Source organism: Cellulomonas sp. KU4C, assembly GCF_056868065.1.
Genome location: NZ_CP200322.1, coordinates 3,644,769 through 3,656,625, shown reverse-complemented (window position 1 = coordinate 3,656,625; position 11,857 = coordinate 3,644,769). Strand labels below are relative to the sequence as shown.

14 protein-coding genes are annotated in these 11,857 nt (G+C 75.3%); 13 read left to right on the top strand and 1 reads right to left on the bottom strand.

Translation table 11 applies throughout. The annotated features are described in order from the left end of the window. Positions 1-49: 49 nt before the first annotated feature. The 9 genes from AC1VL8_RS17395 (at position 50) to AC1VL8_RS17355 (ending at position 7,463) form a co-directional block, all read left to right on the top strand. The gene (locus tag AC1VL8_RS17395) at positions 50-994 is read left to right on the top strand and encodes a carbohydrate ABC transporter permease (protein WP_483076035.1); all 945 of its coding nucleotides are present in this window, start codon (positions 50-52) and stop codon (positions 992-994) included. 68 nt (positions 995-1,062) lie between these two features. Further along, positions 1,063-1,935: a carbohydrate ABC transporter permease gene (locus tag AC1VL8_RS17390; protein WP_389235527.1), complete on the top strand. Its 873-nt coding sequence runs from the start codon at positions 1,063-1,065 to the stop codon at positions 1,933-1,935. A 1-nt stretch (position 1,936) separates the two neighbouring features. Continuing rightward, complete coding sequence (locus AC1VL8_RS17385) at positions 1,937-2,764, top strand: ROK family protein (RefSeq protein WP_483076034.1); 828 nt, start codon at positions 1,937-1,939, stop codon at positions 2,762-2,764. Between the two features lie 16 nt (positions 2,765-2,780). Next, positions 2,781-2,921 carry a hypothetical protein gene (locus tag AC1VL8_RS17380; RefSeq protein ID WP_483076033.1) on the top strand — a complete coding sequence of 47 codons (141 nt, stop codon included), beginning with the start codon at positions 2,781-2,783 and terminating at the stop codon, positions 2,919-2,921. Beyond that, positions 2,921-3,715 carry a glucosamine-6-phosphate deaminase gene (gene nagB / locus AC1VL8_RS17375; protein ID WP_483076032.1) on the top strand — a complete coding sequence of 265 codons (795 nt, stop codon included), beginning with the start codon at positions 2,921-2,923 and terminating at the stop codon, positions 3,713-3,715. Before AC1VL8_RS17380 ends, nagB begins: the two co-directional genes overlap by 1 nt. A gap of 212 nt (positions 3,716-3,927) precedes the next feature. Then, complete coding sequence (locus tag AC1VL8_RS17370) at positions 3,928-4,809, top strand: type IV toxin-antitoxin system AbiEi family antitoxin domain-containing protein (protein ID WP_483076031.1); 882 nt, start codon at positions 3,928-3,930, stop codon at positions 4,807-4,809. 119 nt (positions 4,810-4,928) lie between these two features. Next, positions 4,929-5,309: a DUF3039 domain-containing protein gene (locus tag AC1VL8_RS17365; RefSeq protein WP_389235329.1), complete on the top strand. Its 381-nt coding sequence runs from the start codon at positions 4,929-4,931 to the stop codon at positions 5,307-5,309. Beyond that, the gene (locus tag AC1VL8_RS17360) at positions 5,306-7,111 is read left to right on the top strand and encodes a DEAD/DEAH box helicase (protein ID WP_483076030.1); all 1,806 of its coding nucleotides are present in this window, start codon (positions 5,306-5,308) and stop codon (positions 7,109-7,111) included. Before AC1VL8_RS17365 ends, AC1VL8_RS17360 begins: the two co-directional genes overlap by 4 nt. A gap of 130 nt (positions 7,112-7,241) precedes the next feature. Further along, on the top strand, positions 7,242-7,463 hold the full coding sequence (locus AC1VL8_RS17355; protein ID WP_483076286.1) for a hypothetical protein: 222 nt from the start codon (positions 7,242-7,244) through the stop codon (positions 7,461-7,463). A gap of 85 nt (positions 7,464-7,548) precedes the next feature. Here the strand turns inward: AC1VL8_RS17355 and AC1VL8_RS17350 are convergent, their stop codons facing one another. Continuing rightward, positions 7,549-8,874, bottom strand: a complete 1,326-nt coding sequence (locus tag AC1VL8_RS17350) for a nicotinate phosphoribosyltransferase (RefSeq protein ID WP_483076029.1) — start codon at positions 8,872-8,874, stop codon at positions 7,549-7,551. A 57-nt stretch (positions 8,875-8,931) separates the two neighbouring features. On the opposite strand from AC1VL8_RS17350, the gene clpS reads away from it, so the two are divergent. The 4 genes from clpS (at position 8,932) to AC1VL8_RS17330 (ending at position 11,831) form a co-directional block, all read left to right on the top strand. Beyond that, complete coding sequence (clpS, locus tag AC1VL8_RS17345; protein ID WP_389235341.1) at positions 8,932-9,219, top strand: ATP-dependent Clp protease adapter ClpS; 288 nt, start codon at positions 8,932-8,934, stop codon at positions 9,217-9,219. After that, positions 9,220-9,873 (top strand): DUF2017 family protein, encoded by a 654-nt coding sequence (locus AC1VL8_RS17340; protein ID WP_483076028.1) that lies wholly within the window; start codon positions 9,220-9,222, stop codon positions 9,871-9,873. Positions 9,874-9,883: 10 nt separating this feature from the next. Beyond that, a complete protein-coding gene (gene murI, locus AC1VL8_RS17335) occupies positions 9,884-10,699 on the top strand; it encodes a glutamate racemase (RefSeq protein ID WP_389235347.1) in 816 nt (271 codons plus the stop codon). A 328-nt stretch (positions 10,700-11,027) separates the two neighbouring features. Continuing rightward, positions 11,028-11,831 carry an MBL fold metallo-hydrolase gene (locus AC1VL8_RS17330; protein WP_483076027.1) on the top strand — a complete coding sequence of 268 codons (804 nt, stop codon included), beginning with the start codon at positions 11,028-11,030 and terminating at the stop codon, positions 11,829-11,831. Positions 11,832-11,857 lie beyond the last annotated feature (26 nt).

Here is an 11,857-nt window from a genome sequence, read left to right as displayed (position 1 = left end):
CCCGCCCCGCGGCCGGGACCGTCCGCCCGTCGTCCGTGAGGAGAACCGCATGACCGCGCCCACCGCGGAGCGCACCGCGCCGCCGTCGGCCGCCCCGGCCGCCCGCCGCCGGGGCCCCCGCCTCACCCCGTACCTGCTGCTGCTGCCCGCCGTCGCGGTGCTCGTCGCCGGCCTCGGCTACCCCGTGTTCTGGCAGGTCGTGACGTCGCTGCAGGAGTTCGGGCTCGCCCAGCAGTTCGGCCAGCCGCCGACCTTCGTCGGCCTCGACAACTACGCGCGGATCTTCACCGACGACCGCCTCTGGGCCGTCGTCGCCCGGTCCATCCTGTTCTGCCTGGTCAACGCGTTCGTCACGGTCGGCATCGGGGTGCTGCTCGCGCTGCTGATGAAGGCCGTGCACCCCGCGGTCCGCATCGTGCTGCAGGTGGCGCTGCTGCTGGCCTGGGCGATGCCGATGGTCGCGGCCGTCACGGTGTGGAAGTGGCTGTTCGACTGGCGCACCGGCGTCGTGAACTGGCTGCTCGTCCAGCTCGGGTTCGACCAGTACGCCGGGCACGCGTGGCTCGCCCAGCCGCTGTCGTTCTTCTTCGTCGCGACCGTCATCATCGTGTGGATGTCGGTGCCGTTCGTGGCGCTGTCCGTCTACGCCGCGCTCACCCAGGTGTCCGACGAGGTGCTGGAGGCCGCCCGTATCGACGGCGCCGGCCCGGCCCGGATCCTGTGGAACATCACGCTGCCGCTGATCCGCCCCGTGCTGTCCATCGTGCTGCTGCTGCAGATCATCTGGGACCTGCGGGTGTTCGCCCAGATCCGGCTGCTGCAGGACAGCGGCGCGCCCGTCAGCGAGACCAACCTGCTGGGCAACTTCATCTTCGAGCTCGGCATCGGCCGGCAGGACTTCGCCGGCGCCGCCGCGGTGTCGATCTTCGTCCTCGCGCTGACCGTGCTGCTGAGCTGGCCCTACGTCCGGAACCTGCTGAAGGAGGACGCGTGAGCGCCACCACCTCGTCGCGCGGGCCGCTCGCCGCGCAGCCGGCCCGCGCCGGCACCCCCGCCGGCCCCGTGGCGCCCGCCCCGCGCGGCGCCGCCGGTGGCCGCACCGCCCGCCGGGTCCGGCGCGTGCTGCTCGGCGTGCTCGCGGTCGGCGTCGCGGTCGTCTGGGCGTTCCCCGTCTACTGGATGGTGCTGTCCTCGCTGCTGCCCGCCGCACGGCTCCGGTCGGCGACGCCCACGTTCCTGCCCACCGGTGCGACGCTCGGCAACTACCGGTCGGTGCTCGACGGGTCGGGGTTCACCGGGGCGCTGCAGATGAGCCTCGCGATCACCGCGGTGACGGTCGTCGCCGTGCTGGCGTTCGCGTTCCTCGGGGCGCTCGCGATCAGCCGGTTCCGGTTCCGCGGGCGGCTGACGTTCGTCGTCGCGGTGCTGTTCGTGCAGATGCTGCCCGCCGAGGGCCTGTTCATCGCCCAGTACAAGATGCTGTCCTCGGTCAACCTGCTCAACAGCGTCGTCGGGGTCTCGATCCTCTACACCGCGGCCGTGGTGCCCTTCACGATCTGGATGCTGCGGGGCTTCGTCGCCGGCGTGCCGATCGAGCTCGAGGAGGCCGCGATGGTCGACGGGCTCAGCCGGACGAAGGCGTTCCTGCGGATCACGTTCCCGCTGCTCGCCCCCGGTCTGGTCGCGTCCGGCGTGTACGCGTTCCTGCAGGCGTGGAACGAGTTCACCGTCGCGCTCATCGCCCTGCAGTCCGAGTCCTCGCGCACCCTGCCGCTGTGGCTGCGCTCGTTCCTCGCGTCGTCCGCGAACCGCGGCGTCGACTGGGGCGAGGTGATGGCCGCGTCCACGCTGATCGCCGTCCCCGTGATCGTGTTCTTCCTGCTCGTGCAGGGCAGGATGACGTCGGGACTGGTGTCCGGAGCGGTGAAGGGCTGACGTGGACGAGCTGATGACCTGGCCGCGCTCCGGCGCGCACCCGGGGACCGACGACGTGCGGCCGTCCGCGGGCTGGTCCGTCGGGCTGGACGTCGGCGGGACCAAGACGCTCGGCGTGCTGGTCGCGCCGGACGGCACCGCTGGACCGGGGCTGCGGCTGCCGACGCCGCGGGGCGCCGAGGGGGTCGCCGCCGTCGCCGCCGAGGCGGTGCGCCGGCTGGTCGCCGACGCGGGCCTGGTGCCGGACGACCTGGTCGGCGTCGGGCTCGGGCTGCCGGGCATCGTCGACCCCGTCGCGGGCTGCGTCGAGCACGCCGTCAACCTCGGCATCGACGCCGGCGTGCCGCTCGCGGACGTGGTGTCCCGCGCCGTCGGCGGCGTGCCCGTCGTCCTCGAGAACGACCTCAACGCCGCCGCCCTCGGTGTCGCGCACCTGCTGCCCGGCACCCCAGACCTCGCGTTCCTCGCCCTCGGCACGGGGCTGGCCGCGGGGCTGGTGCTCGACGGCCGGCTGCGCCGCGGGGCCGGGGGAGCGGCGGGGGAGATCGGCCACCTCGTGCACGTGCCCGGCGGGCTGCCCTGCCCCTGCGGGCAGCGCGGGTGCCTCGAGCAGTACGCCTCCGGCGGCGCCCTGTCCGCCGCGTGGCCCGGACCGGGCGACCGGCCCGCGCCGGTGGCCCTGTTCGCGGCGGCCGAGGCCGGGGATGCTGAGGCGGTGGGGGTGCGCGACCGGTTCGCCGACGCCGTGGCCTCCGCCGTGCGCGTGCTGCTCCTGACCACCGACGTCGCCCACGTGGTGATCGGCGGCGGGGTCCGGGAAGCTCGGTGAGCCGCTGCTGGCGGTCGTGCGCGCGTCGTTGGACCGCTCGGCCCGGGACTCGGCGTTCCTGGCCGCGATGCACATGGCGCAGCGGGTCACGCTCGCGCCGGAGGGAGTGCCGGTGGGTGCCGTGGGCGCCGCGCTGGCCGGACGGAAGGAGTCCTGATGGAGGTCGTCATCGCACCCGGGCCGGAGCTCGCGCGCCTCGCCGCCGACGCCGTGGAGCGCGCGCTGCGGGCCCGCGCCGCCGAGGGACGGCACGCGGTCCTCGGGATCGCGACGGGGTCCAGCCCGCTCGCCGTCTACGACGAGCTGGCGCGCCGGCACGCGCAGGAGGGGCTGTCGTTCGCCGGGGTGCGCGCGTTCATGCTCGACGAGTACGTCGGGCTGCCGCTCGAGCACCCCGAGCGGTACCGCAACGTCATCGAGAAGGAGTTCGCGTCCCGCGTCGACATCGCGGCGGCCGACGTGCACGGCCCCGACGGCCTCGCCGAGGACCTGCCCGCGGCCTGCGCGGCCTACGAGACGGCCATCGCCGACGCCGGCGGCGTGGACGTGCAGCTGCTCGGGGTCGGCACCGACGGCCACATCGCGTTCAACGAGCCCGGCTCGTCGCTCGCGTCCCGCACCCGGATCAAGACGCTCACCCGCCAGACCCGCGAGGACAACGCCCGGTTCTTCGACGGCGACGTGAGCCGCGTCCCGACCCACTGCCTGACCCAGGGCCTGGCGACGGTCATGTCGGCGCGGCACGTCGTGCTGCTCGCGTCCGGCAAGCAGAAGGCGGAGGCGATCCACCACCTCGTCGAGGGCCCGGTCACGGCGATGTGGCCCGGCACGATCCTCCAGCACCACCCGCACGCGACGATCCTGGTCGACGAGGCCGCCGCCAGCCGCCTCCAGCTGGCCGCGTACTACCGCGAGACCTACGCCCTCAAGCCCACCTGGCAGACCATCTAGCCAGGTCGCCGGCCGAGGTCGAGGGTTTCACGCGAGGTCGAGGGTTTCAGCCCCCGGATCCGTGCGAAACCCTCGACCTCGGCCGACGTCTGTCCACAGGTGCGGGCGCGGGGGTGGGCTGGGCGGGGGTGGTGGGGGAGAGTGCCCGGATGGTGGTGGAGCCCGGGAGAGTCGACGCAGCGGCAGGGGACGTCGCAGAGGGGGCGGCGGTCGTGCTCGCGCGGCGCGCGGGAGCGGCGGTCGTCGCGCGGGGCCGGGCCCGGGGCCAGCTCGAGCGGGTGCGGTGGGGCGCCTACCTGCCGACCGTCCCGTCCCAGGGGCGGGCGCGGGACACCCGGCGGCGTGCGCTGGCCCGCATCGAGGCGGTCCACGCGCAGCTGTCCGTGCCGCACTGGTTCAGCCACGAGTCGGCGGCGCTGCTGTGGGGCTGCGCGACCGTCGGTCTGTCCGAGCAGGTCCACATCACGCAGCCCACCCGGCCGACCGGCGCGCGGCAGGCGCTGGTGCGGCACCACGGCGAGCTCCCGGCGGCCCAGCGGGCGCAGGTGCGCGGCTTCCCGGTGACCGCGCTGGAGCGCACGGTCGTCGACTGCGCGGCGACGCTGAGCGCGGACCGCGCGCTGGTCGTCGCGGACTCGGCGCTGCGGCTCGGGGCGGACCGGCTGGCGGTCGCCGACCTGGTGCGCGGTCGCGCCGGGGGCCGGGGTGTCGTCGCAGCCCGTGCCGTCCTCGCGCGGGCTGACGGTCGGTCCGAGTCGCCCGGCGAGACGCTCGTGCGGTACCACCTGCACGACCAGGGCCTGCCGGAGCCCGACCTCCAGGTCGAGGTCCGCACCCGGCTCGGCCGCGCGTTCCTCGACCTCGGCTGGGTGGCGCACCGGGTCGGCCTCGAGTTCGACGGGTTCGTGAAGTACTCCGGGGAGCTCGGCAGCACGGCGCCGGAGGCGGTGTTCGCGGAGAAGCGCCGCCAGGACGCCGTCGAGGACGAGGGCTGGCGTGTGCTCCGCGTCACCTGGGACGACCTCCGCGCCCCGCGCGCGCTGGCCGCCCGCGTCGCCCGCGCCCTCGCGCGCGGCCCGCGATTCCGCCCGTGAGGTCGAGGGTTTCGCGCGAGGTCGAGGGTTTCAGCCCCCCCGTCCGGTCATGAACCCTCGACCTCGCCGGGTGACGTCGGGGAGGTGGGGGCGTCAGGGGGGCGTCGTACGATGGGGGCATGAGTGAGCCCCTGTCGCCGAGTCCCGAGCCGGACCGCTTGTCGGACCCCGGGACCGCCGGGTCGACCGGGCTGCTGGAGCGGCCGGAGGAGCAGCTCGCCGAGCCGGGCGACCACGAGCGCTTCGCGCACTACGTGCGCAAGGAGAAGATCATGGAGTCGGCGATGTCCGGCAAGCCCGTGGTCGCGCTCTGCGGGAAGGTCTGGGTGCCGGGCCGCGACCCGAACAAGTTCCCGGTCTGCCCGGTGTGCAAGGAGATCTTCGAGGGGCTGCGCGAGCCGCAGGACGGCGGCGACGGCGACTCGGGGAAGGGCTCCGGCGGTCGTCGCTGGGGCTTCGGCCGCGGCAAGGGGTCCGGCGACTCCTCCGGCGGCCAGTGAGCGCCGCGGAGCGCCCCTCGTCCACTCCCGCCACGCACGCGTCCACGTCGGCCGCGTCGCAGCTGCCTCCGGCGTTCCCGGGGCGCGCGCCGTGGGGCACGGCGGGGAAGCTGCGCGCCTGGCAGGCGGCGGCGCTGGAGCAGTACCTGGCGACCTCGCCGCGGGACTTCCTCGCGGTGGCGACGCCGGGCGCCGGCAAGACGACGTTCGCGCTGCGGATCGCGACCGAGATGCTGCAGGCCGGGATCGTGCGCCGGGTCACGGTGGTCGCGCCGACCGAGCACCTCAAGCACCAGTGGGCCGACGCGGCCGCGCGCGTCGGCATCAAGCTCGACCCGAACTTCAAGAACGCCCAGGGCCGGCACGGCCACGGGTTCGACGGCGTCGCCCTGACCTACGCGGGCGTGGCGTCCAAGCCCGCGCTGCACGCCGCCCGGACGACGGCCGCGCCGACGCTGGTGATCCTCGACGAGGTGCACCACGGCGGTGACGCGCTGTCGTGGGGCGACGCGGTGCACGAGGCGTTCGAGGGCGCGACCCGCCGGCTGTCCCTGACCGGCACGCCGTTCCGGTCGGACACCGCGCAGATCCCGTTCGTGCAGTACGAGCGCGGCCCGGACGGCATCCGCCGCAGCAAGGCCGACTACACCTACGGCTACTCCGAGGCGCTGCGGGACCACGTCGTGCGCCCGGTGCTGTTCCTCACGTACTCCGGTGCGATGCGCTGGCGCACGAAGGCCGGCGACGAGGTCAGCGCCCGCCTCGGCGAGCCGCTGACCAAGGACATGACGGCCCAGGCGTGGCGGACGGCGCTGAACCCGGACGGCGAGTGGATCCCCTCGGTGCTGGCCGCGGCCGACCGCCGGCTCACCGAGGTCCGTCGCACCGTGCCGGACGCCGGCGCGATGGTGATCGCCACCGACCAGACCGACGCCCGCGCGTACGCGGGGCACCTGGCGCGCCTGACCGGGCAGTCGCCGACGGTCGTGCTGTCCGACGATGACGGCGCGAGCGCCCGGATCGATGAGTTCTCCGACTCCGACTTCCGCTGGCTGGTCGCGGTCCGCATGGTGTCCGAGGGCGTCGACGTGCCGCGGCTCGCGGTCGGCGTGTACGCCACGAGCACGTCGACCCCGCTGTTCTTCGCGCAGGCCGTCGGCCGGTTCGTCCGCGCCCGCCGCCGTGGGGAGACCGCCTCGGTGTTCCTGCCGAGCGTCGCGCCGCTGCTCGCGCTCGCGAACACGATGGAGGTCGAGCGGGACCACGCGCTGGACCGGCCGCTGACCGCGGAGGAGCAGGGCGAGGGCTACAACCCCGAGGACGCCCTGGTCGCGCAGGCCAACCGCGCCGAGAAGGGCTCCGACGCGCTCCAGGGCACGTTCGAGGCGCTGGAGGCGCAGGCGTCGTTCGACCGCGTCCTGTTCGACGGCGGCGAGTTCGGCACCGGCGCGGACGTGGGTTCGGACGAGGAGCTCGACTTCCTCGGGCTGCCCGGCCTGCTCGACCCGGACCAGGTGACGACCCTGCTCCGGCAGCGCCAGGCGAGCCAGCAGACCGCGAAGCGCACCCGGTCGCAGCCCGCCGAGGACCGCGCCGAGATGGACCACCGCAAGCAGGCCGAGCTGCGCAAGGAGCTCGCCCAGCTGGTCGGGGCGTGGGCCCGCAAGAGCGGGCAGCCGCACGGCGCCGTGCACACCGAGCTGCGGCGCCGCTGCGGGGGCCCGGAGGTCGCGCTCGCGGACCCGGGGCAGCTCGAGGCGCGGGTGGCGATGCTCCGCGGCTGGTTCGTCGGCAAGCGCTGACCCGCCTCCGGCCCGGCGCGACGGACCGGGCGTCTGCGCTGGTCAGCGCCCTGCGATAGCAGGTGGTCGCGTTCGCGCAACCGGAGCGTTCGACGTGCGGACCGGGTGATTCGCTGTCAGTGTCATCCCCGTGAACAGGGAGTTCACCGGAATCCCGGTGCGCTCCGACGTGCAGGGGGACGAAGGGAGCCGTCAGATGCCCACGTGGCTGATCCTCATCATCATCGGTGTCGTGCTGCTGGTCCTCGGTGTGGCCGTGGAAGCAGCGAAGTTCCTCCTCTGGATCGGCATCGCCGTTCTGGTCGTGAGCCTGATCCTGGGCCTGCTGCGCCGCGGGAAGAACAGCGTGTAACCACGCACCGCGACATGACGACGGCGCCCGCGCACCCCTCGGGGAGCGCGGGCGCCGTCGTGCGTGGAGGGCGTGCGGGGCGGCGTCAGACCGTCACGTGCTCGGTGGGCAGCGCGGCCTCGTCGGCGGACAGCCGTCGGGCCCCGCGGGGCAGCTCGTCGCGGGAGGCGGCGTGCCGGGCGGTGGCGCGGGCCACGCCCTCGGCGCCGGTCCAGCCCGGCTGCACCGTGCCGTCGACGACGAGCGGGACGGTCAGCGCGCGCAGCCCGGCGCCGGCCGGGGCCCAGGTGCGCACGGCCTCGTCGGTGCCGGAGACGACGACCTCCGCGACGGCGCGCCCGTCGGCGGCGAGGCGGCGGGCGGCGGTCTTGCGGCCGCCGGTCGACTGCTTGTGGGTCGACGCCTTCGCGACCGGCGCGAGCGCCCCGTCGGACCCCTCGCGGGCGACCAGCTTGTAGACCATGCCGCAGGTCGGGGCGCCGGAGCCCGTGACGAGCGACGTGCCGACCCCGTAGGAGTCGACGGGGGCCACGGCGAGCGCCGCGATGGCGTACTCGTCCAGGTCGGAGGTGACGACGATCTTCGTGCCCTGTGCGCCGAGGCCGTCGAGCTGGGCGCGGACCTCCTGGGCGAGCACGCCGAGGTCGCCGGAGTCGAGCCGCACCGCGCCGAGCCCCGTGCCGGCGGCCGCGACCGCCCGCTCGACCCCGCGCCGCACGTCGTAGGTGTCGACCAGCAGCGTCGTCCCGGGCCCGGCGGAGGCGACCTGCGCGGCGAACGCGGTCTCCTCGTCGTCGTGCAGCAGCGTGAACGCGTGCGCGGCGGTGCCGATGGTGGCGAGCCCGTAGCGCCGGCCCGCCTCGAGGTTCGACGTGCCGGCGAACCCGGCGACCGCGGCGGCCCGCGCGGCGGCGACGGCGGCCTGCTCGTGCGCGCGCCGTGCGCCCATCTCCAGGCAGGGCCGGCCGATGGCGGCGCTGGTCATCCGGGACGCCGCCGAGGCGATCGCCGAGTCGTAGTTCAGCACCGACAGCACGAGGGTCTCGAGCAGCACCGCCTCGGCGAACGTGCCCTCGACGGTGAGCACCGGGGAGTGCGGGAAGAACATCTCGCCCTCCGCGTACCCGTGCACGGACCCGGTGAACCGGTAGTCCGCGAGGTAGGCGAGCGTCCGGTCGTCCACGACGCCCTCGCGGCCCAGCCAGTCGAGCTCGGCCTCGCCGAACCGGAAGTCCGCCAGGGCCTCCAGCACCCGGCCGGTGCCCGCGAGCACCCCGTACCGGCGGCCGTGCGGGAGCCGGCGCGTGAACACCTCGAACACGCAGTGCCGGTCGGCGGTGCCGTCGGCCAGGGCGGCCTGGAGCATCGTGAGCTCGTAGCGGTCGGTCAGCAGGGCGGTGCTCGACGTCATGCGCTCACCGTAAGCGGCGGCGTGCCCCGCGCGCGGCGCCGCACCTACAGTGGTCGGGTGCCCGTGCAGACCGCGACCGACGAGACGACCCGCACGGACGGGGCGCTCGCCGACGCGTGGGTCACCCTCGTCTGGAACGACCCCGTGAACCTCATGTCCTACGTGACCTACGTGTTCCGGTCGTACTTCGGCTACCCGCAGGCGAAGGCCGAGAAGCTGATGCGCGAGGTGCACGAGCAGGGCCGGTCGGCGGTGTCGACGGGCAACCGGGAGCAGATGGAGGTCGACGTGCAGGCCATGCACTCGTTCGGGCTGTGGGCCACGCTGCAGCGGAGCGACGCGTAGGTGCGCGCGTTCCGGCGCGAGGGCGACGAGCTGGTCGCGGAGGTCGACGCGGGGGAGCGCGAGGTGCTGGCGACGGTGGTCGCGGACGTCGCGGAGCTGCTGGGCGGCGGTCGCCTCGAGGACCGCGCGGCTCCCGAGCCCGACGCGGACCGCGGGCCCGCGCTGCGGCTGCGGCTGGAGGCGCTGCCGACGCCCGACGACCCCGCGGTGCACCGGCTGCTGCCGGACGCCTCCCGGGACGACCCGGCGGTGTCCGCGGAGTTCCGCCGGCTGACGGAGGACGACCTGCGCCGGCAGAAGACCGACCGGCTGGCGGAGCTGTTCGCGCTGCTGGTCGCCGACACCGCGGACGACTCGGCTCCGGGCGCGGTGACGCTCCGGGTCCCGGCGGCCCGCGGCGGCGCGCTCGCGGCGACGCTCACCGACATCCGGCTGGTCCTGGGCGACCGGCTCGGGATCACGGACGAGGAGGCAGCCGAGCGGCTGGAGCACGAGCTCGCCGACGACCCCGCCCCGGACGACCACGCGGGCCAGGCGCGGCAGTACCTGGGGTCGGTGTACCTCGCGCTGGGCTGGTGGCAGGAGACGCTGGTCGCCGGGCTGGTGGCCGGCCTGCGGGAGGGCGGCGGTCGGTCCCGTCCGGCGACGGACTAGGCTCGGTGCCGTGAACGACGCTCCCATCGGGATCTTCGACTCCGGCGTGGGTGGGCTCACCAACGCGCGGTCGATCATCGACCAGCTGCCGCACGAGCAGGTGCTCTACATCGGCGACACCCTGAACACCCCGTACGGCCCCAAGCCGCTCGCGGCGGTGCGCGCCCACGCCCTCGAGGTGATGGACGACCTCGTCGACGCCGGGGTGAAGGTGCTGGTCATCGCCTGCAACACGGCGTCGTCCGCGGTGCTCCGCGACGCCCGTGAGCGGTACACCCTGCGCAAGGGCATCCCGGTGGTCGAGGTGATCCTGCCCGCCGCACGCCGGGCGGTCGCCGCGACCCGCACCGGGCACATCGGCGTGATCGGCACCAAGGCGACCGTCGAGTCCCGGGCCTACGACGACGCGTTCGCCGTCGCGCCGGGCGTGCACCTGACGACGCAGGCGTGCCCGCGGTTCGTGGAGTTCGTCGAGGCGGGCGTCACGTCCGGCCCGGAGCTGCTGAGCGTCGCCGACGCGTACCTGCGCCCCGTCAAGGAGGCGGGCGTCGACACCCTGGTGCTGGGCTGCACGCACTACCCGCTGCTGACCGGGGTCATCTCGTACGTGATGGGCGAGGACGTGACCCTGGTGTCCAGCGCGGAGGAGACCGCCAAGGACGTCTACCGGACGCTGGTCGCGCACGACCTGGAGCGCGACCCCGCCGCCGGGCCGCCGCAGCACCGGTTCCTCGCGACCGGCGACCCCGAGCCGTTCGCGGCCCTCGCCCGCCGCTTCCTGGGCCCCGAGGTCCGCCACGTCGAGGAGCGCGGCGCCCTGCGCTGACCCCCCGCCGCCCCGCACCCGCACCCCCCGCCCCCCGCACCGCCCCCCGCACCGCCCCCCGGGGTGGATCCACCCGGGCCGCCACGCCGCGGCGTGTCGCCGGGGTGGATCCACCCGAGCCGCCACGCCGCCCCGCACCCGCCCGGGGTGGATCCACCCGGGGCGCCACGCCCCGGCGTGTCGACGGGGTGGATCCACACCGGGCCCGTGACGAGCGCCACGTCACCCGGGCCGGATCGACCGCCCGCCGCCGCCCCGCGCACGGCATCATGGGCGACGGGCCGCCGGCGGACGACGGGTCACGGCCCGTCACTGGGGAGTGGTGCCGATGAGGCTGGTGGTCGTGGGCAGTGCCGGGTCGTTCCCGGGCCCGGACTCGGCGGCGTCCTGCTACCTGCTCCAGGCGGACGGTCCGGACGGCGTGGGCGGCACCCGCACCTGGAACCTGCTGCTCGACCTCGGCAACGGCGCGCTCGGCCCGCTGCAGCGCCACGTCGCCCCGGCGTCGCTCGACGCGGTCGCCGTCAGCCACCTGCACGCGGACCACGTCGCCGACGTCGTGGTGCTCGGGGTGATGCTCCGGTACGACCCGCGCGGGCTGCGCGCCGAGCCCCTGCCGCTGCACGGCCCCGAGGGCGTCGCCGAGCGCCTCGCGCAGCTGTCGGGCCACGACCCCGCGACCGCGACGACCGACCACCTGGCCCTGGGCACCTGGCAGGCGGGCCGGCCGGTGCGCGTCGGCCCGTTCACGATCGAGCCCGTGCCGGTGGAGCACCCGGTGCCCGCGTTCGGCTTCCGGGTCACCGGGCCGTCCTCGGTCGACCCCGGGCGCAGCGTCACGCTGTCGTACACCGGGGACACGGACGAGTGCGTGGGGCTCGACGAGCTCGCGCGCGACGCCGACCTGCTGCTGGCGGAGGCCGCCTACCTGGAGACGACGCCGGGTGCCCCGCGGGGCGTGCACCTGACCGGGCTGCGTGCCGGGCGGGCCGCGCGGCGGGGCCGGTCGCGCCGGTTGCTGCTGACCCACCTCGTGGCGTGGAACGACCCGTCGGCGAGCCTCGCGGAGGCTGCGGCGGAGTTCGACGGGCCGCTGGACCTCGCCCGCCCGGGGATGGTCGTCGACCTCTGAGGCGGGTCCGGCGCGGGCCCACCGCG

Coding starts and splice junctions, on each gene's coding strand:
- AC1VL8_RS17395 (WP_483076035.1), top strand. CDS start 50: ATGACCGCGCCCACCGCGGAGCGCACCGCGCCGCCGTCGGCCGCCCCG.
- nagB (WP_483076032.1), top strand. CDS start 2,921: ATGGAGGTCGTCATCGCACCCGGGCCGGAGCTCGCGCGCCTCGCCGCC.
- AC1VL8_RS17365 (WP_389235329.1), top strand. CDS start 4,929: ATGAGTGAGCCCCTGTCGCCGAGTCCCGAGCCGGACCGCTTGTCGGAC.
- AC1VL8_RS17330 (WP_483076027.1), top strand. CDS start 11,028: ATGAGGCTGGTGGTCGTGGGCAGTGCCGGGTCGTTCCCGGGCCCGGAC.
- AC1VL8_RS17350 (WP_483076029.1), bottom strand. CDS start 8,874: ATGACGTCGAGCACCGCCCTGCTGACCGACCGCTACGAGCTCACGATG.